The organism is Microbispora catharanthi (genome assembly GCF_006334915.2).
In the GTDB taxonomy this organism is placed as follows: Bacteria; Actinomycetota; Actinomycetes; order Streptosporangiales; family Streptosporangiaceae; genus Microbispora; species Microbispora catharanthi.
The window spans coordinates 23,943-43,108 of sequence record NZ_VDMA02000002.1; the positions used below are offsets into that span (position 1 = coordinate 23,943).

Genomic DNA, 19,166 nt, shown 5'->3' on the forward strand with positions numbered 1-19,166 from the left:
CCGAGGATGGGTCGCTACCGTCGCCTCGGGCAGTTCCGGGGGCCGACGCTCTGCCCAGCACCGGCGACGGTGACCTGGACCGGGCTTTCCGGCGTCGTGGCGGCGGCCGTGCACACGATCTGCTCGACGGCCAGTGTGGACAGGTCGCGGGCCGCGGTCGACAGGGTCACCACCAAGTGGCCGGTCGGCTCGGCGGTCACCGAGAACGGGCCGGCTTCGGGCGGGACGTCGGTGGTCAGTCCATGCGCCTGTTCCTCCCCGGCGGGTCCGGCGGCCAGCAGCGCGAGCGTGTCCGCTGGGGACAGTGGACGCCCACTGAGCCGCGTCACCGCGCTGAGCCGGCCGTTCTTCACCAGGTAGAGGGTGATCGTCGTGGTGCGTGCGACGGCTCCGCTCGGCGGGTCGCCGGCGGGGATGGCGTCGCTGGGTTGCACGCCGCAGCCGGCCACGGCGACGAGCGATACGAGGCCCGCGGCGAGCACGCGGCGGGCGAGCCCGGTCCTCACTCGGGGCCTCCGTCCGGATCGTGTGCCCTGCGTGGCAGGCGCAGCGTGAAGACGGCGCCGCCGTCCGGGGCGTTGGTGACGGTGAGGTCGCCTCGGTGCAGGCGCGCGTTCTCCCGCGCGATGGCAAGGCCGAGGCCGCTGCCCTCGGACCTGGCCCTGGCCGCGTTGGCCTTGTAGAACCGGTCGAACACGTGCGGCAGCACCGCTTCGTCCAACCCCGGGCCGTGGTCGCGGACCTCGACGGCGATCCGGTGCGGGTCGGCGCGAAGCCGCACCGACACCGGCGGCTCGCCGTGCCGCAGGGCGTTGCCGACCAGGTTGGCGAGGATGACGTCCACTCGGCGCGGGTCCAGCCGTGCCGTCACCGCGGGGGGAAGCTCGGTGTGCACCAGCTCTGACCAGCCCCGGACACGCAGGGTCGCGTGCACCAGCTCGGCCACGTCGACCTCGTTCAGCGCGAGGGCCGCGACGCCCGAGTCGAACCTGCTGATCTCGATGAGGTCGTTCACCAGCGCCGTGAGGTTGAGCGTCTCCTGGCTGACCAGCCTGGCGGCCCTGCCGGCGGGGTCGGGCAGCCGGGCCGCCTCCTCATCCAGGACGTCGGCGACCGCGGCCAGCGCGGCCAGCGGGGTACGCAGCTCATGCGACACATCGGCCACGAACCGGCGGGCGTCGGCCTCCATCTCGCGCAGCTGCTTGACGTGCCGTTCCAGCTCTTCGGCGGTGTTGTTGAACGTGCGCGCCACCTCGGCCAGCTCATCGGAGCCGCGCACCGCGATCCTGGTCCGCATCTCGCCCTCGCCCAGCAGGCGTGCCGCCCGGCCGAGCTCGCGCACCGGGCGCAGGACGCCACGGGTGGCCAGCAACGCGAGGACGACCGCGAACGCCAGGGCCGCCCCGCCGGTGAGCCAGGCGCGTGCCGCGAGCCCGTCGATGCTGCGCTGTTCGGGGAGCAGGCTGCGCGCGGTGTAGACCTCGATACCCGACGCCCGCGCCGTCCGGTCGCGCTCGACGATCAGCATCGGCGTACCGATGATCAGGACGGGCGCGCCCTGCCACACCACGCGTTGCCACGCGATGTCGCCGCCGGCCACCGCCCGCCGCAGCCCCTTCGGAATCATCCCGGGATCCAGGACCGGCGCGTCCCCGCCCAGCCTCCAATCCCCCCGCGGCGGCCTGACCGGCGCGTTCGGGATCACCCCGGAATCCAGGGCGGGCGCGTTCCCGCCCAGCCTCCGGTCCCCCGGCGGCGGCGGTCTGATCGGCGCGTGCATCTCGTGGTAGATGGCGACCCCGGAGCTGTACCGGTCGGTCACCGCGCCGGCGATCTCGCCGAGCTCGTCCGGGCCCGGCGCCGGAGTCCGCAACGGGTAGAGCGCCTCCAGGCGGCTTCTCATCGCCTCCACCGCGGCATCCTGGGTCCGCTTCAGGATGGCGTTGCGGGCCTGGACGTACATCCCGCCGGCCACCGCCGCCGCGGTGACCACACACAGCAGCGCGAAGGCGAACAACAGCCGGGCACGCAGCCCCAGGCTCGGTCGAGGTGCCACCGGCTCACACCGGCCCGAACCGGTACCCGAACCCACGCACCGTCTGCACGTAGACGGGCGCCGCCGAGTCGTCCTCGATCTTCGCGCGCAACCGCTGCACGCACGCGTCCACGAGACGCGAGTCGCCGAAATACCCGTGCTCCCACACCGACTCCAGCAGTTGCTGGCGGCTGTGCACCCGGCCCGGCGTGCCGGAGAGCTCGAGCAGCAGGCGCAGCTCGGTCGGAGCGAGGCTGACCGGCACGCCGCCTTTGGCGACCACCAGCCCGGCCCGATCGATGGTCAGGTCCCCGTACCGCTCCAGCTCCGCCTGGTCCCGTCCGATCCGCCGGAGCACCGCGCGAATGCGTGCCTCGAGCACCCTCGGCTGCACCGGCTTGACCACGTAGTCGTCGGCGCCCGCCTCCAACCCGGCCACCACGTCCATGTCGTCGCCGCGCGCGGTCAGCATGATGATCGGTACCTCCCGGGCGGCCCGGATGCGGCGGCAGACCTCGAACCCGTCCATGCCAGGCAACATCAGGTCGAGCACGACGACGTCGGGAAGGTCCGCACGCAGCCGCTCCAGCCCCTGCTCACCGGACTCCACCGCCCGCACCCGGTACCCGTGCAGGGTCAGGGCCAGCTCAAGGCCCTCCCGCACGGCCGGGTCATCCTCGATCAACAACACTCGTGACACGCCGCCGGGTCTCACCGCACGCTCCGTAACTCGCCTGCCGGTCAACCCATCCACTGTCGGCCGGTCGTGTCCCCACCTCGTCCGCGCCGTGTCATGGTTGTGTCACGGCCGCGCCGACGGTGGCCGCCGACGATGAACGGTGGCATGCGGCTGACAACACGCACATAATCGGCGTCAATCGTAGTTCGTCATGGCTGAGCCACGCACCGGTCGGGCACCTGGACGAGGACGTCCGCGTCCCCTCGCCATGGTCGCTGGAACGTCCGGGGCTTCTTCTGACGGGGAGCCTCGCGCAGGATGGGACGTGGCTCCCGCGCCGTCCCCGGGCGCGGATGACGAACGACCGACGGGATCGATGATGGGTGACTACCGGGACGCCTACTCGGCGAGCCTGAAAGATCCGGATGCCTTCTGGCTCGCCGCGGCCGACGCCGTGACCTGGTCGCGCCGCCCCCGGCGCGGGCTGGACGCCGGCCGCGCGCCGTTCTATCGCTGGTTCCCCGACGGGGAGCTGAACACCTGCCACAACGCGCTGGACCGGCACGTGGACGCGGGGCACGGGGACCGTCCCGCCCTGCTCTACGACTCGCCGGTGACCGGCGCGACCGCCCGGTACACCTACGCCGAGCTGCGCGACCAGGTGGCGCGCTTCGCCGGGGCGCTGCGCGGCCTCGGCGTCGGCCGGGGCGATCGCGTGGTGATCTACATGCCGATGGTGCCGCAGGCGGTGATCGCGATGCTCGCCTGCGCGCGACTGGGCGCGGTGCACTCGGTCGTGTTCGGCGGGTTCGCCCCTAAGGAACTGGCCGCCCGGATCGACGACGCCGCGCCCAAGGTGCTGGTGTGCGCCTCCTGCGGGATCGAGCCGAGCAGGATCGTCGAGTACAAGCCGATCGTGGACGAGGCGATCGCGGCCACGCCGAACGCTCCGGAGAAGGTCGTCGTGCTCCAGCGCGACGCCGCGCGGGCCCGGATGGGCGAGCGGGACGTCGACTGGGACGAGCTGATGGCGGCGGCCGAGCCGGTCGGCTGCGTGGACGTGGCGGCGACCGACCCGCTGTACATCCTGTACACCTCCGGCACCACGGGCAGGCCGAAGGGCGTGGTGCGCGACAACGGCGGCCACGCGGTCGCGCTGACCTGGTCGATGGCCAACGTCTACGACATCGGGCCGGGCGACGTGTGGTGGACCGCCTCGGACGTCGGCTGGGTCGTCGGCCACTCCTACATCGTGTACGGGCCGCTGCTGGCCGGCGCGACCACGGTGCTCTACGAGGGCAAACCGGTGGGCACGCCGGACGCGGGCGCGTTCTGGCGGGTGATCTCCCAGTACGGCGTCACGGCGCTGTTCACCGCCCCGACGGCGATGCGGGCGATCAAGAAGGTCGATCCGGAGGGCGCGGAGACGGCGAAGCACGACCTGTCGGCGTTCCGCACGCTCTTCCTGGCCGGCGAGCGGCTCGACCCCGAGACCTACCGGTGGGCCTCGGAGAAGCTCGGCGTGCCGGTCGTGGACCACTGGTGGCAGACCGAGACCGGCTGGGCCATCGCCGCGAACCTCCGCGGGCTGGAGCCTATGCCGATCAAGCCCGGCTCGCCGACCGTGCCGGTGCCCGGCTACGACGTGCGGGTCCTCGACCCGTCGGGGCAGGAGGTGCCGCCGGGAGCCGAGGGCGCGATCTGCGTCAGGCTGCCCCTGCCGCCCGGCACCCTGCCGACGCTGTGGGGCGACGACGAACGGTATGTCGCGTCGTACCTGTCCGCCTACCCCGGCTACTACCTGACGGGCGACGGCGGCTACGTCGACTCCGACGGCTACCTGTTCGTCATGGGCCGCACCGACGATGTGATCAACGTGGCCGGGCACCGCCTGTCCACCGGTTCCATGGAGGCCGTGCTGGCCGCCCACCCGGCGGTGGCCGAGTGCGCGGTGATCGGCGTGCGCGACGCGCTGAAGGGGCAGGTGCCGCGCGGCTTCGTGGTGCTGAAGGCCGGCGTGGAGGTCGCGCCGGAGACCCTCCAGGCGGAGCTCGTGGCGGCGGTGCGCCGCGACATCGGCCCGGTCGCCGCGTTGAAGGAGGTCACAATCGTGGACGGCCTGCCGAAGACCCGCTCGGGCAAGATCCTGCGCAAGTCGATGCGCGCGATCGCCGACGGCCGCGACGAGCCCGTGCCCTCCACCATCGAGGACCCGGGAGTGCTGACCGCGCTGCGCCCGCACCTGCGCCGGGAGTGACGCCCCTCTCCCGCCGCCGGGGGTGACCCGGCTCAGCCGTGGGCGGCGTGGCGCTCCAGGAACGCGTACACGTCGGCCTCGTCGACACCGGGGAACGACCCGGGCGGCAGCGCGGCGAGCACGTGCGAGTTGGCGCGCGCCGACGGCCAGGCGTAGCCCTCCCAGCGCTGCGCGAGCTCGGTCGGCGGGCGGCGGCAGCACTCGCCGTTCGGGCAGTTCGACTTGGTGCGGTGGGTGGTCTCGCGCCCGCGGAACCACCGCGACTCCCGATACGGCACGCCCAGCGTGATCGCGAAGTCCTTCTCCTGCGACGGGTCCACGTGGGCGACGCAGAAGTAGGTGCCGGTGGGCGAGTCGGAGTACTGGTAGTACAGCGAGAACCGGTCGGGCGAGAGGAACACCTGGCGGCCCGACCACTGCTGGCACATCCGCTGGCCCTCGATCGCCCCCTGCTCGTCGGCCGGGAAGACGATCCCGTCGTTCTCGTACGCCTTGTAGATGATCCCTCCGGCGTCGTTGCGCACGAAGTGGCAGACGAGGTCGAGGTGGCGGGTGGCGAGGTTGGTGAACCGGTGCGCCGCCATCTCGTAGGACACCGCGAACACGTCGCGCAGGTCCTCCACCGACAGCGCCTTGTCCTGCTTGGCCTCCCGCAGGTAGGGCACGGCCGCCGCCTCGGGCACGAGGACGGCCGCGGCGAAGTAGTTGGCCTCCACCCGCTGGCGCAGGAAGTCGGCGAAGTCGCGCGGCTTGTGGTGCTGGAGCGCGATGTGCCCGAGTGTCTGCAGCAGCACGGTACGCGGCGTGTGCATGCCCAGCTGCTGGCGTTTGACGTAGATGCGCCGGTTGCGCAGGTCGGTCACCGACCGCGCCGATCGCGGCAGGTCGGGCGCGGTGTGCACGGCGAACCCGAAGTGCGACACCAGCGCCTGGACGGTGCTCTCCGACAGCGCGCCGGTCCGGTAGCCGACGGCGGTCAGGGCCTCGGCGGCGGCCTTCTCGATCTCCTCGAAGTAGTTGCCCAGCTCGCGCTGCTTGCGCCGCAGCTCCGCGTTGGCCGCCCGCGCCTCCTCCGGCGTGGCCGTGCCCTTCGCCTCCCTGGCCTTGAGCTCATCGAACAGGCTGAGAATGTGCTCGAGCACGTCGTTGGGCACCCGTGAGGAGACCTTCAGCCGGCTCAGTCCGAGCCCCGCGTAGAGCGGGTCGCGCTGGGCCTCCTCCAGGGCGATCTCGAGCTGGGCCCGCCGGTTCGGCGCCTGCCTGCGCAGCAGCTCCTCCACCGGCACGTTCAGCGCGGCGGCCAGCGACTTCAGCAGCGAGAGCTTGGGCTCGCGCTTGCCGTTCTCCAGCAGTGACAGCTGGCTGGGCGCGCGCCCGACCCGCTCGCCGAGCTCGGAGAGCGTGAGACCCCGCTGCTTGCGCAGGTGCTTGAGCCGCTGGCCGAAGGCCAGAAGATCGAGCTCGTGCGTCAAAGACAGCGGTTCTTCGCCCAGAACGGAGGTCATGACCCGATCTTATGCGGAAAATCGGCGTTTCTTCCAGCGACACGTGATCCACCCCACACGGATTGGTCTAGTCCATAGCGAAAACTCTGCGTTTCTTCACTGTCGAATACCCGCCAGTCTTACTCATAGCGGAAGATTTGGCGTTCTTTCGACTGACGGCTCCTTGTGAGTGTCTTGATATCGACACAAACTCGGAAGCAAGCCCCAGGTGACGCCAACGCACGCAACAAGGGAGTGACCGGAGATGTCGGATCGCCTCACCGCAGCCGCCCAGCGGCTGCAGCAGGACTGGGACACCAATCCGCGGTGGACGAACGTCGAGCGGACCTACACGGCCGAGGACGTGGTCCGCCTGCGCGGCTCGGTGCAGGAGGAGCACACGCTGGCCCGGCTCGGCGCGGAGCGCCTGTGGGGCCTGCTGCACCACGAGGACTACGTCCACGCCCTGGGCGCGCTGACCGGCAACCAGGCGGTCCAGCAGGTGAAGGCGGGCCTCAAGGCCATCTACCTGTCCGGCTGGCAGGTGGCCGCCGACGCCAACCTCAGCGGTCACACCTACCCCGACCAGAGCCTCTACCCGGCCAACTCGGTCCCCGCCGTGGTCCGCCGGATCAACAACGCGCTGCTGCGGGCCGACCAGATCAGCTGGGCCGAGGGCGACGAGGACGCCCCGCACTGGCTGGCGCCCATCGTGGCCGACGCCGAGGCCGGCTTCGGCGGCGTGCTCAACGCGTTCGAGCTGATGAAGGCCATGATCGCGGCCGGCGCCGCGGGCGTGCACTGGGAGGACCAGCTCGCCTCGGAGAAGAAGTGCGGCCACCTCGGCGGCAAGGTGCTGATCCCCACCGGCCAGCACATCAAGACCCTCAACGCGGCCCGCCTCGCGGCCGACGTGGCGGGCGTCCCCTCCCTGGTCATCGCGCGGACCGACGCCCAGGCCGCGACCCTCCTGACCAGCGACGTGGACCCCCGCGACCGCGCCTTCTGCACCGGCGACCGCACCGCCGAGGGCTTCTACCGGGTCCGCAACGGCGTCGACGCCTGCGTCGCCAGGGGCCTCGCCTACGCGCCGTACGCCGACCTGCTGTGGATGGAGACCTCCACGCCCGACCTCGACGTGGCCCGCGAGTTCGCCGAGGCGATCAAGCGGGAGTACCCCGACCAGATGCTGGCCTACAACTGCTCGCCGTCGTTCAACTGGAAGAAGCACCTGGACGACGCGACGATCGCCAAGTTCCAGCGCGAGCTGGGCCACATGGGGTACAAGTTCCAGTTCATCACCCTGGCGGGCTTCCACTCGCTGAACTACTCGATGTTCGACCTGGCCCGCGGCTACGCCGAGGAGGGCATGACGGCGTACGTCGGGCTCCAGGAGGCCGAGTTCGACGCCGAGCGACGCGGCTACACCGCCACCCGCCACCAGCGCGAGGTCGGCACCGGATACTTCGACCTGGTCAGCACGGCCGTCGCGCCGGACTCCTCCACGACGGCCCTGAAGGGCTCGACGGAGGAGGCGCAGTTCGCCGGGGCTCACTAACCACAGCGGACATCTCGGACACAGGTCGGTGGCGTGCCCCGCCGCCCATCCGCAGGTCACCCTCGGGGATCTGACGGATCGGCGGCGGGGCCTCGCCGTGCGCGGGGCCGGTCAGACGCGCAGCGCGCGGGCGTACCAGCGGCCGTCCAGCGCGTCGATGCGCAGCCGCCGGCCGAAGCAGTCGGACAGGTTCGGCCCGGTGAGCACCTCCCCCACGGGACCGGCGGTCAGGATGCGGGTGTCCCGCATCAGCAGGGCGTGCGTGGTGGTGGCCGGCACCTCCTCCAGGTGGTGCGTGACCATCACGGTCGTGAGCCCCTGACGGGTGCGGGCCAGGTCCTCCAGCGCCTCGATGAGGTCCTCCCGAGCCGGCAGGTCGAGGCCCGCGAACGGCTCGTCGAGCAGCAGGATCGCCGGGTCGGCCATCAGCGCCCTGGCCACCCGGATCCGGGCCCGCTCCCCCTGCGAGCACACCTGGAACCTGCGGTCGGCCAGGTCCTTGCAGCCGAGGTCGGCGAGCATCCGGTGCGCCCTCTCCCGCTCCTCGTCGCCGTACCGGTCCCACAACGGCGCGCTCGTCCCGGTGTGCCCGGTGAGCACGACGGTCAGCGCGGTGGCGCCCTCCTCCTCCAGCAGCGACTCGTCCACGAGCCGCTGGCTTGCCGCGACCAGGCCGATGCTCCGGCGCAGTTCCCGCAGGTCGACCGTGCCGAGCCGCCGCCCGAGCACCGTGGCCGTCCCCGAGCTCGGGTGCCGTACGGCCGCGGCGACCGAGAGCATCGTCGTCTTGCCGGCGCCGTTGGGGCCGAGGATCACCCAGTGCTGACCGTGCTCCACCCGCCAGTCGGCGCCGGTCACCAGGGTCCGGCCGACCACGCGGACGGTCACGTCGTCGAGTTCGAGAGCTGCTTCCATGAACACACAGCATGCTGTATGGAGGCACCCGATCGGGACGTCGTTTCAGGGTATGGACGGCGCGGGGGTGGCCACCACGCTGGGCGGCTGGCTCTCCGGCGGCGTGCTCGGGCTCGGCGGGGGCGACTCCCCGTCGCCCCACTGCGGCTCCTGGCTGATCCCCGACGGCGGGATCGGAGAGCCGGTCTGTCCCGGCTGGCCCGGCTGGCCCGGGTGCCCTGGGTGCCCTGGTGGGGAGGGCCGGGTGGAACGGCAGTCCCTCGGCCGCCCGCTGACGCAGTGCCCACCTGCGGGCGGACGCAGGGTGACTCCGGCCGCCGAGGGCGAGGGCGTCGGGGAGGTCCACCCGCCGTCTTCGGTCACCGGCCCGCGCACCGGCCCGGGCGGCGGCATGGTCCGCGTGGCCGTGACCGTCACCCTGGGCCGGGCACCGTCCACGATGGGCACCACCGGCGGCCGGGCGGTGCCGAGCACGTCCTCCGGCGGAAGGGCGCTGTCCTCGCCGGGGATGACCACGGGCAGCACGGGCGGCGGATCCGCCGTGCTCTCCATGTGGGCCGACCCGGCGCCCGCCGCCACCACCGTCACCGCGGCGATCGTCACGGTGGCGAGCGCCGCGAAGCCCGCGTGGGACACCTGTGCCCGGGAGCGCGCCGCCCGGCGCCGCGCCGCCCTGCCCTGTGTCGGCCCCTGCGCCGATCCCTGCGCCGATCCCTGCGCCGCTTCCTGGGAGTCCCTGCCCCGCCTGCGCTGCCCCTGCGCGGCCCGGCCGGAAGTGATCCCCGCCGGGTGGGGCACGGGCTGCCAGATCTCGTCGAGCACCGCGGCGACCGCCCGCCGCGGGTCGGCGGTCACGTGGACCCCGCCCGCCGCGAGCAGGGAGGCCAGCAGCCAGGCCGCGTCAGGACGGTCGGCCGGCTCGCGCCGCAGCGCCGCCGCCACGCCGCCCCGCAGCAGCTTCGGCACGGCGTCGATCCGAGGCTCCTCGACCAGGATGCGCCGGGTGAGCACGTCGAGGTCGCCGGCGCCGAACGGATGCAACCCGGTCGCCGCGAACGCGACCAGGCAGCCCCAGGAGAAGACGTCCGAGGCGGGGATGGCGTGGTGGCCGCGAAGCCGCTCGGGGGCGACCCAGCCCGGGCTGCCCATGATCTGCCCGGCCTGCGTGTGCGCCATCGCGACGTCGAGGTCACGGGCGATCCCGAAGTCGATGACGAACGGCCCGCGCGGGGACAGCAGCACGTTGCCGGGCTTGAGGTCCCGGTGGACCAGCCCGGCCTCGTGCGTGGCCACGAGCGCGGCGGCCGTGCCGAGGGCCACGCCGTACGCGAGGTCGGGGGTGAGCGGCCCCCGGGCGGCGACCACCTGGGAGAGCCCGGGGCCGGGGACGTACTCGGTGACGAGGTAGGGCCGCTCGCCGTCCAGACCGTCCTCGATGACGGCGGCCGTGCAGAACGGCACCACGCGCCGGGAGAACGCGACCTCCTCGGCAAAGCGGGCCCGCAACGTGGGGTCCCCCAGGTGCACCGGATGCGGCGTCTTCAGCGCGACGTATCCCCCGCGGGGATGCTCGGCCAGGTAGACCACGCCCATTCCGCCGCTGCCCAACCGGCCGAGCAGCAGGTAGCGCCCGATGACGACCGGGTCGCCCACGGTCAGCGGGCGCACACCGGGAGGCATGCCGTTCTGGGAAGCCGTTCCGCCACGTGCCATACGGAAGCTACCTCTCTCGAAGTGCCGCACAGCCACTGTGGCCGTTTGGAACGCGCCACGCGCTCAAGTAGCGGCAAGCGGCATGAGAGGTAAGGCCAATGACACCCTGAGGTAAGGCCGGACGGAGAAGCCGCAGGTCACATAGGCCTCATATGCCACAAAGCGCGCCTCGTCCCGATCAGGCGGCCTCGGCGCCGGAGGTGGGGTGGTGGGCGTGGACGGCGTCGAGGAAGCGGGAGACGTGCTCGAAGAACAGGCGGCCTTCGGGGAGGACGTCGGCGAGGAGGGGGAAGATGTGCGGCATGCGGTTCCACTCCTCGTAGGTCACCTGCACGCCGTTCTCGCGGGCGCTGAGGGCGACCCGGCGGGCCTCGTCGCGCAGGACCTCGGTGGAGCCGGTGACGATCATCAGCGGGGGGATGCCGGTGTAGTCGCCGTACACGGGGGACACGAGAGGGTCGAAGCAGTCGAGGCCGTCGGTCCAGCGGCGGGCGAGCCAGTCGACGCGGCCGGCCGGGAGCATGGGGTCGGACCAGATGTTGGCGCGGCGCCGGCTGGAGCTGAGGTCGGCCCAGGGGGACAGGCAGATCCCGGCGGCGGGAAGGGGCATGTTCCTGTCGCGGAGGGACAGCAACGTGGCGAGGGTGAGGTGACCTCCGGCGGAGTCCCCGGCCAGCACGATGTCCTGGGCGGCGTACCCGAGGTCGAGCAGGCACTCGTACGCCTGGAGCGCGTCCGACAGCGACTCGGCGAGAGAGTGGACCGGCCCCTGGCGGTAGTCGAGGGAGAACACCGGACGGCCGGCGACGGCCGAAAGCCGCCACGTGATCGGCCGGTGGGTGGCCGGGGAGCAGACGAAGTACGCGCCGCCGTGGAAGTAGAGCACCACCTTGTCCTCGTCCAGGCCGGTCCCGCCGTTCACCCATTCCCCCGTGCACGAGCCGAACCCGTCTGGAACGATGGACACGTGCTTGGGGAGGATGCCGGGGACCCGCTCGCCGAGGCAGATGATGCGGCTGGCCACGGCCATCCCCGCGGTGTTGCGCACGAGGATGGTGGAGATCGGTTTCATGGTGCCCCGCAGGACCCCGTTGATCGCGGCGGCCTGCCAACTGACCGGATATTCCGGACGGATGTCTACATTCAGCTCATGCCCCATGCAAGCCTCCCAAAAGGGACATTCCCCATTTGGTCATCCGTTCTACCGGTAGGTATGTTTCACTCCCCTTACAGCGGTGTTACGAGAAGGTAACGCCGCAGGACATGAGCCACCTTTGAATGGATATTCGAGGGCTTCGCTGCCCCGGAAGCTCGGTGTCAAGCCCGGCCACCGCGTGTTGCTGGTAAACGCTCCGCAAAATCTGACGATCGACGGCCACGACAAGGACGACGGAAGTCCCGAGCCGTATGACGTGATCGTGATGTTCTGCCCCGACGAGGCCGCCCTGCGATCCGGCTTCCCCCGGGCGCGCGAGCGCCTGGCGCGCGACGGCGGCCTGTGGGTGGGCTGGCCCAAGAAGTCGAGCGGCGTCGCCACCGACCTGTCGGGCGATGTCGTCCGCGCCTTCGGGCTCGGCGAGGGCCTGGTGGACAACAAGGTCTGCGCCGTGGACGAGGTGTGGTCGGGGCTGCGCTTCGTCTACCGCCTCGCCGACCGGTGATCCTCGGCCACGGCGCCGCCGTCTCCCTCTATCCGCGGCTGGCCTGGTACGGCTTCCGCAGGCACGCGACCTACTGGGCCGCCGCGCTGGCCGGGGCGTTCACCAACACCGTGTTCGGGGTGCTCCGCGCGTACGTGCTGATCGCGCTGTGGCAGGCCCGCCCCGGCCTCGGCGGCTACGACGTGGCGGGCGCGGTCACCTTCACGTTCCTCACGCAGGCGTTCATCGGCCCGATGCAGTTGTTCGGCGGCGGCCTGGACCTGCCGCAGCGGATCCGCACCGGCGACGTCGCGCTCGACCTGGTCCGCCCGGCGTCCCTCCAGCTGTGGTGCCTGTCGGAGGATCTGGGCCGGGCGGCGTACCTCTTCGTCGTCCGCGGCGGCCCGCCGACCCTCGTGGGCGCGCTGCTGTTCGGCATCGTCGCCCCGCACGCCCCGGCCGCGTTCCTCCTGAGCGTCGCCCTGGGCGTGGTCGTGAGCTTCGGGTGGCGCTACATCGTCGCGCTGGCCACGTGCTGGGTGATGGACGACCGAGGCCTCGGAGTGCTGTCGATGGTGCTCACGACGTTCTTCAGCGGGCTCATGCTGCCCCTGGCGATCTTTCCCGGATGGTTCGGCGAACTGGCCCGGGCGCTGCCGTGGTCGGCGATGGCGCAGGTGCCCGCCGACGTCTACCTCGGCACGGCCGACCCCGCCCGCGCCCTCGCCTTCCAGGCCCTGTGGGCCGCCGTCCTGCTGGCCCTCGGCGCGCTCATGACCGGCGCCGCCCGGCGGAAGGTCGTGATCCAAGGTGGTTGAGCGCCCGTGATCAGGACATACGCGCTGCTCGCCTGGACGTGGACGCGGGCGGCGGCGCAGTACCCGTTGTCGTTCGCACTCATGACGGCGGGCGGGCTGGTGGTCGGCGGCCTCGACATCGCGGTCATCTGGGTGATCTTCGCCAACACCGACGCGCTGGCCGGCTTCGGGCTGACCGAGGTCATGTTCCTGTACGGCGCGTCGCAACTGGCCTTCGCGCTCGCCGACATGCTGTTCGGCAACGTCGACAGGATCAGCCAGCACATCGGGGCCGGCACGCTCGACGTCATGCTGATCCGGCCCGTGTCGCCCTTCGTGCAGGTCGCGGCCGACCGGTTCACGCCGCACCGGATCGGCCGGTCGATCCAGGCCGGAGCCGTGCTGGCCGTGGGCCTGACGCGGCTGGACGTCCCCCTCGGCCGCGTCTGGATGGTGCCCGTCATGGTCGTCTCGGGCATCGTGATCTTCACGGCGCTCTTCACACTCGGCGGCGCGCTGCAGTTCCTGCTCACCGCCGCCCCCGAGGTGGCCAACGCCTTCACCTACGGCGGGGCGACGCTCACGCAGTATCCGCTGAGCGTCTACGACACCCGCGTCGTCCGGGGCCTGACCTTCGTGCTGCCCCTGGCGTTCGTCAACTGGCAGCCGGGCCTGTACGTGCTCGGCCGGCCCGACCCGCTCGGGCTGCCGTCCTGGACGGGCCTGCTGTCCCCCGCCGCCGCGCTCACGCTGGCCGCCGTCGCCGCGCTCGCCTGGCGTGCGGGGATCCGCCGCTACCGATCGACGGGGAGCTGACCAGTGATCGAGGCAGACGGGGTCGGGAGGACCTTCACGGTCCGCCGCCGGGTCGTGCACGCCGTGCGGGACCTGTCCTTCCGCGTCGCGGCCGGGGAGTTCGTCGCCTGCCTCGGCCCGAACGGCGCCGGCAAGTCCACCACGATCAAGATGCTGACCGGGATCCTCACGCCCACGTCGGGCCGGATCAGGGTCGCCGGTCTCGATCCCTCCCGCCGACGTACGGCACTCGCCCGCAGGATCGGCGTCGTCTTCGGCCAGCGGACGACACTGTGGTGGGACCTGCCGCTCCGGGACAGTTTGGAACTGGTCCGGCTCCTTTACAAAGTAGATCGCAAGGTGTTCCGCGAGCGGCTCGACGAGATGTGCGACCTGCTCGACCTGGGCGGCTTCCTCGCGACGCCGGTGCGCCAGCTCAGCCTGGGTCAGCGGATGCGGGGCGACATCACCGCCGCCCTGCTGCACGACCCCGCCGTGCTGGTGCTGGACGAGCCGACGATCGGGCTCGACGTCGTCAGCAAGGCGGAGGTGCGCGACTTCCTGCGGCGGCTGAACGCCGAACGCGGGACGACGGTGCTGCTGACCACCCACGACCTGGGCGACGTGGAACGACTGTGCCGCCGCGTGCTGCTGATCGACCACGGCCGGCTGGCCTTGGACGGCACCCTGGACGACCTGCGGGCGACCGCGCCCGGCGTGACGTCGATCGAGGAGGTGGTGGCCGGGCTCTATCTCAGAAGCCGAACGACTCCTCGTACTCCTCCTCCTGCTCCTCGTCCGGCTCCGGACGGGCCCAGCGGGAGGGCATGAGCACCGGGAGGAACAGCGCGACGCCGAGCAGGCCGTACACGCCGGTGGACAGCAGCGTGAGCATGCCCCGGCCGGCCTGCAGCAGTTCGGCCTGCACGGACGGCCCGGTGGGCACGAGGCTCGCGGCGCGCGACACGTCGAGGACGTAGACCACGGTCCAGGCCAGCAGCGCCATCGACGGGACGAACGTCGCCAGCGGGGACACCCGGCCGACCAGCACCAGCCCGAGCAGCAGGCCCACGACGGCCATCACGCCGAGGGCGATCAGCATCCGCGTGTCCTTGGCCGGGTCGACGCTCTGTGCCGCTCCCCGGACCGCCTCCTGGGATGCCCATCCACCACCGAGGAGAAGAGCCGCCGCGACGACAACGCCCAGGAGCAGCCCGAAGAAGTGCCGCATGAACACCGCCTTGGGTGAGAGGTCCGCGGCAACACTAGCGACAAAGGACGGTAAAGGGCAGCACTTACGCCGTGATGTCCTTACTCGTGAAGCGCGACCAGGCGAGGGAGCCGAAAACCAGGACGTACGCGGCGAAGGCGAGCAGCCCCTGCCCCATCTGGTCGAACGCCACCGGCGCCCGCAGCGCCCCGTCGAACGCGCCCCACCACGAGGTCAGCAGGACCGGCCGTACGGCCGCCACCTGCGGGATCGCGCTCAGGACCTGGCTGACCACCACCAGCACCACGCTCGTGGCCACCGCCCCGATCGGCGCCTCGGTCAGCGTGGAGACGGCGAGGGCCACCGCGCCGAGCGCGGCCATCCCCGCGGCGGTGTACAGGACGACCACCCCGACGCGCAGCAGGGCGTCGGCCGCCGGGATCGTCGTGCCGGACAACAGCGTCACCGGCCCGACGGGGAACAGCACCAGCCCGGCCACCAGCGCCGACAACGCCACCAGCGCGCACGCCGCGAGGCAGAAGACCACGACGTTGGCGTACTTCACCAGCAGCAGCCTGGTCCGGCCCGCCGGGGCGACGAGCAGGTAGCGCAGCGTGCCCTGGGCCGCCTCGCCGGCGATCGCGTCGCCCGCCACGACCGCAACGGTCAGCGGCAGCACGATCGGCATCATGACGGCGAACGCGGCGAAGGTCAGCATCAGGCCGTTGCCCGCGATCTGGCTGAGCAGCGAGCCGCCCGAGTCGGCGCCCGACGCGACCCGCACCGCGACGCCGACCAGCACCGGCACGACCGCGAGCACCCCGAGCATCGCGAGATTGCGCGGGCGGCGGAACGTCAGCCCGATCTCGGAGGCCAGCAGCCGCGTCAGGTGCCGCAGGTGGCTCGGGGCGGGCCCGGTGGCGCGGTCGGACGGCCGCTCCTCCCGTGGCGCCGTCCGCGCCTCCGCCCGCCGCGACGGCGGGGCCTCCTCCCCCGGCCGGGCCTCGGACACGGCTGCCGCTTTCTCACGCACCGACATCGAACCCCTCCCCCGTCAAACCGACGAAGACCTCCTCGAGCGTGGGGCGCTCCACGCCGAACCTACGCACGGCCACGCCCTCGCCGACGAGCAGCGCGCAGATCTCTTCCGGCGCCCGGGCGCCGACGACCGCCGTGACCTCGTCGTCCGCGGTCCGCACGTCGCCGAGCCCGGCCCGGGCCAGCACGGCCGCCGCCGCGCCGGCGTCCGGCGTCTCCACCCGCAGGCGCGGCTCCTCACCCGAGGCGCGCAGCGCGGCGATCGGGCCCTGGGCGACGAGGCTGCCGGTGCGCATGACTCCCACGTGGGTGCACATCTGCTCGACCTCGCTCAGCAGGTGGGAGGAGACGAAGACGGTCGTGCCGTCCTCGGCGATCCTCCTGATCAGCGTGCGGACCTCCCGGGTGCCCTGCGGGTCGAGGCCGTTGGTCGGCTCGTCCAGCACGAGCAGTTCCCTCGAAACCAGCAGCGCGGCCGCGATGGCCAGGCGCTGGCGCATGCCGAGCGAGTAGTTGCGGTAGCGCTTGCCCGCCGCCGCCGTCAGCCCGACCCGCTCCAGCGCCGCGCCGATCCTGGCCTGCGCCGTACGCGCGTCGGCCGACGGGTCGGCCGCGTCGAGGCGGCGCAGGTTGGCCTCACCCGACAGGTACGGATAGAAGGCCGGCCCCTCGACCACCGCGCCGACGCGCGGCAGCGCCCGGGCCAGTCCGGCGGGCATGGGCGTCCCGAGCAGCGACCACGTGCCCGAGGTCGGGGCGACCAGGCCGAGCAGCATGCGGATCGTCGTGGTCTTGCCCGAGCCGTTGGGGCCGAGGAAGCCGAAGACCGATCCGCGCGGCACGGCCAGGTCGACGGCGTCGACGGCCACCTGGCCGCCGCGGAAGCGCTTGGTGAGACCGGAAGTGACGATGGCGTGCGCGCCGGCGCCCTCGGGGGAGGGCGGGGGCGCCCCGGTGTCTTCCCGTGGCGCCCCCGCGCGCGTGCCCACCGTCACCGCGTCCACCGCGTCCACCGCGACCCCCGCTTGTCCGCGGTGCGTGGGCTCGGTCATTCCTTCACACCGGCTGCGCGGTAGAGGGCCTCCGGGGTCACGGCGCCGGCGAGCAGGCGGCCGTCGTCGGTGATCAGGATCGACACCACCTTCGTGCGCAGCAGCCGGCCGCTGCCCCACTGTCCGCTGACAGGGGTGGCCGCCCCCTTCAGACCGTCGAGCAGCGCGGCCACGTCCATGCCGTCACGCCCCTTCCCGTCCTGCTTCTGGGCGGGAACGTCGGGCAGGGAGGTGACGAGCACGCTGTCCCAGCCGGAGCCGACGACGCGGCCGCGGTCGTGCGCCTCGGCGGCCGCCTCCGGCCGGTGGCCGGCCGGAGGCGTGGCCGTCCCCTGCTCGACCTTCGCGCCGGCCGGCGGCGTGAAGGAGAAGTTCTCCGGCGCGGGAGCGGTGAACGACAGCGACTCGAAGCCGACCTCGAAGGCCGGCTCGGCCGCCCCCTTGGTGTACACCTGGACGCGCAGCGGCATCAGCTTCTCGCCGTCGAGCGCCACCCGCACGTCCTTGATCAGCGAGTCGGCCGACTTGGGCGTCAGCACGATCTGGTAGGCCGCGCGGCCCGCGACCGTGACGACGTCACCGACGCTGATCGCGGTGTCGGTCCCGGCCGCCTCCAGCGCCTGCCGCGCGGCCTGCTCCGGCGTCGCGAACGGCGACGCGAACGGCGACGCGGCTCCGGACCGCGGCGGGAAGGCTCCGTGGGGCCCGCCGTGGGGCCCGCCGCGGAAGGCCGCCGGGGCGGTGAGACGGGTCGCCTTGTTGGCGGCGCTGTCCCACAGCCACACCGTGTCGCCGTCGGCGACGACGTCGGTCTCGCTCATCTCCCCCGGCAGCATGAGGCGGAACCGGTCCTCCCCCGCGTACCAGATCTTGAGCTGGTGCGACCCCGACAGCAGCGACGCCGCCGAGGCCCCGGACCCCGGCGCCCCGGACAGGCCCGGCAGCGCGGGCAGGCCGAGCGACGCCGTCTCGACGATCGTGCCGGACATCGGCGGCATCCGGCCGCTCTCCCAGGTGCGCGCGACATCGGCCAGCAACTGCTCCGCCGTACGGTCCGGCAGGGACGGGTCGCTGCGCACCGCCGCGATCACCGGTCCCGTCCCCACGGCGGCCGCAACCACGGCCACCGCCGCCACCGGCACTCCCCACCTCACGGCGCGGGCTCTCTTCGCCATTTCACATCTCCCACTATGGGCGGAAAACCTGACGACCCGAGACTGCCGGGACGTTCCTGTGCCGACGCTGAGACGGGCTGAGAGGGCTCTCAGGCTCACCTGCACCCACACCTCCGGAAGGGTCCACACTGGGGCAATGCGGGTTCTGGTGGTGGAGGACGAGCGGCGGATGGCGGCGGCGCTGCGCCGCGGGCTGCAGGCGGAGGGCTTCGCCGTCGACCTGGCGCACGACGGGAACGAGGGCCTGCACCTGGCCCGCGTCGGCGACTACGACGTGGTCGTGCTCGACATCATGCTGCCCGGCATGTCCGGCTACAACGTGTGCAAGCAGTTGCGCGCGGAGGAGAACTGGGTGCCGATCCTCATGCTGTCGGCCAAGGACGGCGAGTACGACATGGCCGACGGGCTCGACCTCGGCGCCGACGACTACCTCACCAAGCCGTTCTCGTACGTGGTGCTGGTGGCCCGGCTCCGGGCGCTGCTGCGCCGGGGCGGCGGCCGCAGGCCCGCCGTGCTGAGCGCGGGCGACCTGTCGCTCGACCCCGCGGCGCGGGTGGTCACGCGGGGCGAGGCGCCGGTCGAGCTGACGCCCAGGGAGTTCGCCCTGCTCGAGTACCTCATGCGCCGGCCGGGCGAGGTGGTCTCGAAGCCGGAGATCCTGGAGCACGTGTGGGACACCTACGACACCGATCCGAACGTGGTCGAGGTGTACGTCGGGTATCTCCGCAGGAAGATCGACACGCCCTTCGGCCGCGCCGCCCTGCAGACCGTGCGCGGGGCCGGCTACCGGCTCGCGAGCGACGGCGGCTGAGCGTGTC

At 72.4% G+C, this 19,166-nt stretch carries 18 protein-coding genes; 7 read left to right on the forward strand and 11 right to left on the reverse strand.

Annotated elements, in window-relative coordinates; translation table 11 throughout:
- Positions 1-14 precede the first annotated feature (14 nt).
- The 3 genes from FH610_RS03425 to FH610_RS03435 are packed head-to-tail and all read right to left on the reverse strand — an operon-like array spanning position 15 to position 2,735.
- Entirely contained in the window at positions 15-506 is a 492-nt protein-coding gene (locus FH610_RS03425; protein ID WP_139572811.1) for a GerMN domain-containing protein, read from the reverse strand.
- On the reverse strand, positions 503-2,056 hold the full coding sequence (locus FH610_RS03430) for a sensor histidine kinase (protein ID WP_205825529.1): 1,554 nt from the start codon (positions 2,054-2,056) through the stop codon (positions 503-505). The genes FH610_RS03425 and FH610_RS03430 overlap by 4 nt, the downstream gene beginning before the upstream one ends.
- Before the next feature lie 4 nt (positions 2,057-2,060).
- Positions 2,061-2,735 carry a response regulator transcription factor gene (locus FH610_RS03435; RefSeq protein WP_161627925.1) on the reverse strand — a complete coding sequence of 225 codons (675 nt, stop codon included), beginning with the start codon at positions 2,733-2,735 and terminating at the stop codon, positions 2,061-2,063.
- 358 nt (positions 2,736-3,093) lie between these two features.
- Here FH610_RS03435 and FH610_RS03440 point away from each other — a divergent pair, with 358 nt between their 5' ends.
- Positions 3,094-4,971, forward strand: coding sequence for a propionyl-CoA synthetase (locus FH610_RS03440; protein ID WP_139573183.1), 1,878 nt, complete (start codon positions 3,094-3,096; stop codon positions 4,969-4,971).
- Positions 4,972-5,003: 32 nt separating this feature from the next.
- Here FH610_RS03440 and FH610_RS03445 read toward each other — a convergent pair whose 3' ends face one another.
- Positions 5,004-6,476, reverse strand: coding sequence for a helix-turn-helix domain-containing protein (locus FH610_RS03445; RefSeq protein WP_240808730.1), 1,473 nt, complete (start codon positions 6,474-6,476; stop codon positions 5,004-5,006).
- Between the two features lie 244 nt (positions 6,477-6,720).
- Here FH610_RS03445 and aceA point away from each other — a divergent pair, with 244 nt between their 5' ends.
- The gene (gene aceA / locus FH610_RS03450; protein WP_139572813.1) at positions 6,721-8,013 is read left to right on the forward strand and encodes an isocitrate lyase; all 1,293 of its coding nucleotides are present in this window, start codon (positions 6,721-6,723) and stop codon (positions 8,011-8,013) included.
- Positions 8,014-8,124: 111 nt separating this feature from the next.
- Here aceA and FH610_RS03455 read toward each other — a convergent pair whose 3' ends face one another.
- From FH610_RS03455 to FH610_RS03465, 3 genes are all read right to left on the reverse strand, one after another.
- Positions 8,125-8,928 carry an ABC transporter ATP-binding protein gene (locus tag FH610_RS03455; protein ID WP_139572814.1) on the reverse strand — a complete coding sequence of 268 codons (804 nt, stop codon included), beginning with the start codon at positions 8,926-8,928 and terminating at the stop codon, positions 8,125-8,127.
- A gap of 45 nt (positions 8,929-8,973) precedes the next feature.
- Positions 8,974-10,641 carry a serine/threonine-protein kinase gene (locus tag FH610_RS45085; protein WP_139572815.1) on the reverse strand — a complete coding sequence of 556 codons (1,668 nt, stop codon included), beginning with the start codon at positions 10,639-10,641 and terminating at the stop codon, positions 8,974-8,976.
- 178 nt (positions 10,642-10,819) lie between these two features.
- Entirely contained in the window at positions 10,820-11,800 is a 981-nt protein-coding gene (locus FH610_RS03465; protein WP_139572816.1) for an alpha/beta hydrolase, read from the reverse strand.
- 175 nt (positions 11,801-11,975) lie between these two features.
- Here FH610_RS03465 and FH610_RS03470 point away from each other — a divergent pair, with 175 nt between their 5' ends.
- From FH610_RS03470 to FH610_RS03485, 4 genes are read left to right on the forward strand one after another with little or no spacing between them, the layout of a single operon-like run.
- On the forward strand, positions 11,976-12,302 hold the full coding sequence (locus FH610_RS03470; protein ID WP_205825530.1) for a hypothetical protein: 327 nt from the start codon (positions 11,976-11,978) through the stop codon (positions 12,300-12,302).
- The gene (locus FH610_RS03475; protein ID WP_139572818.1) at positions 12,299-13,099 is read left to right on the forward strand and encodes an ABC transporter permease; all 801 of its coding nucleotides are present in this window, start codon (positions 12,299-12,301) and stop codon (positions 13,097-13,099) included. The genes FH610_RS03470 and FH610_RS03475 overlap by 4 nt, the downstream gene beginning before the upstream one ends.
- Before the next feature lie 6 nt (positions 13,100-13,105).
- Positions 13,106-13,894, forward strand: a complete 789-nt coding sequence (locus FH610_RS03480) for an ABC transporter permease (protein ID WP_240808731.1) — start codon at positions 13,106-13,108, stop codon at positions 13,892-13,894.
- A gap of 3 nt (positions 13,895-13,897) precedes the next feature.
- A complete protein-coding gene (locus tag FH610_RS03485) occupies positions 13,898-14,704 on the forward strand; it encodes an ABC transporter ATP-binding protein (protein ID WP_139572819.1) in 807 nt (268 codons plus the stop codon).
- On the opposite strand, the gene FH610_RS03490 is transcribed toward FH610_RS03485, so the two are convergent.
- From FH610_RS03490 to FH610_RS03505, 4 genes are all read right to left on the reverse strand, one after another.
- Positions 14,628-15,104, reverse strand: coding sequence for a hypothetical protein (locus FH610_RS03490; RefSeq protein ID WP_139572820.1), 477 nt, complete (start codon positions 15,102-15,104; stop codon positions 14,628-14,630). The genes FH610_RS03485 and FH610_RS03490 overlap by 77 nt on opposite strands.
- A gap of 64 nt (positions 15,105-15,168) precedes the next feature.
- The gene (locus FH610_RS03495; RefSeq protein ID WP_139572821.1) at positions 15,169-16,122 is read right to left on the reverse strand and encodes an ABC transporter permease; all 954 of its coding nucleotides are present in this window, start codon (positions 16,120-16,122) and stop codon (positions 15,169-15,171) included.
- Positions 16,109-17,173: an ABC transporter ATP-binding protein gene (locus tag FH610_RS03500; RefSeq protein WP_139572822.1), complete on the reverse strand. Its 1,065-nt coding sequence runs from the start codon at positions 17,171-17,173 to the stop codon at positions 16,109-16,111. The genes FH610_RS03495 and FH610_RS03500 overlap by 14 nt, the downstream gene beginning before the upstream one ends.
- Positions 17,170-18,348 (reverse strand): LolA family protein, encoded by a 1,179-nt coding sequence (locus tag FH610_RS03505; protein ID WP_139572823.1) that lies wholly within the window; start codon positions 18,346-18,348, stop codon positions 17,170-17,172. Before FH610_RS03505 ends, FH610_RS03500 begins: the two co-directional genes overlap by 4 nt.
- A 136-nt stretch (positions 18,349-18,484) precedes the next feature.
- Between FH610_RS03505 and FH610_RS03510 the strand changes: the two genes are divergently transcribed.
- Positions 18,485-19,159, forward strand: a complete 675-nt coding sequence (locus tag FH610_RS03510; protein WP_139572824.1) for a response regulator transcription factor — start codon at positions 18,485-18,487, stop codon at positions 19,157-19,159.
- The last annotated feature ends 7 nt before the right edge of the window (positions 19,160-19,166 follow it).

What these genes read in the sequence shown, in the direction of transcription:
- FH610_RS03495 (WP_139572821.1), bottom strand. Translation starts at nt 16,122, where the DNA reads ATGTCGGTGCGTGAGAAAGCGGCAGCCGTGTCCGAGGCCCGGCCGGGG.
- aceA (WP_139572813.1), top strand. Translation starts at nt 6,721, where the DNA reads ATGTCGGATCGCCTCACCGCAGCCGCCCAGCGGCTGCAGCAGGACTGG.
- FH610_RS03465 (WP_139572816.1), bottom strand. Translation starts at nt 11,800, where the DNA reads ATGGGGCATGAGCTGAATGTAGACATCCGTCCGGAATATCCGGTCAGT.
- FH610_RS03440 (WP_139573183.1), top strand. Translation starts at nt 3,094, where the DNA reads ATGGGTGACTACCGGGACGCCTACTCGGCGAGCCTGAAAGATCCGGAT.
- FH610_RS03445 (WP_240808730.1), bottom strand. Translation starts at nt 6,476, where the DNA reads ATGACCTCCGTTCTGGGCGAAGAACCGCTGTCTTTGACGCACGAGCTC.
- FH610_RS03455 (WP_139572814.1), bottom strand. Translation starts at nt 8,928, where the DNA reads ATGGAAGCAGCTCTCGAACTCGACGACGTGACCGTCCGCGTGGTCGGC.
- FH610_RS03510 (WP_139572824.1), top strand. Translation starts at nt 18,485, where the DNA reads ATGCGGGTTCTGGTGGTGGAGGACGAGCGGCGGATGGCGGCGGCGCTG.
- FH610_RS45085 (WP_139572815.1), bottom strand. Translation starts at nt 10,641, where the DNA reads ATGGCACGTGGCGGAACGGCTTCCCAGAACGGCATGCCTCCCGGTGTG.
- FH610_RS03490 (WP_139572820.1), bottom strand. Translation starts at nt 15,104, where the DNA reads ATGCGGCACTTCTTCGGGCTGCTCCTGGGCGTTGTCGTCGCGGCGGCT.
- FH610_RS03500 (WP_139572822.1), bottom strand. Translation starts at nt 17,173, where the DNA reads ATGACCGAGCCCACGCACCGCGGACAAGCGGGGGTCGCGGTGGACGCG.
- FH610_RS03505 (WP_139572823.1), bottom strand. Translation starts at nt 18,348, where the DNA reads ATGGCGAAGAGAGCCCGCGCCGTGAGGTGGGGAGTGCCGGTGGCGGCG.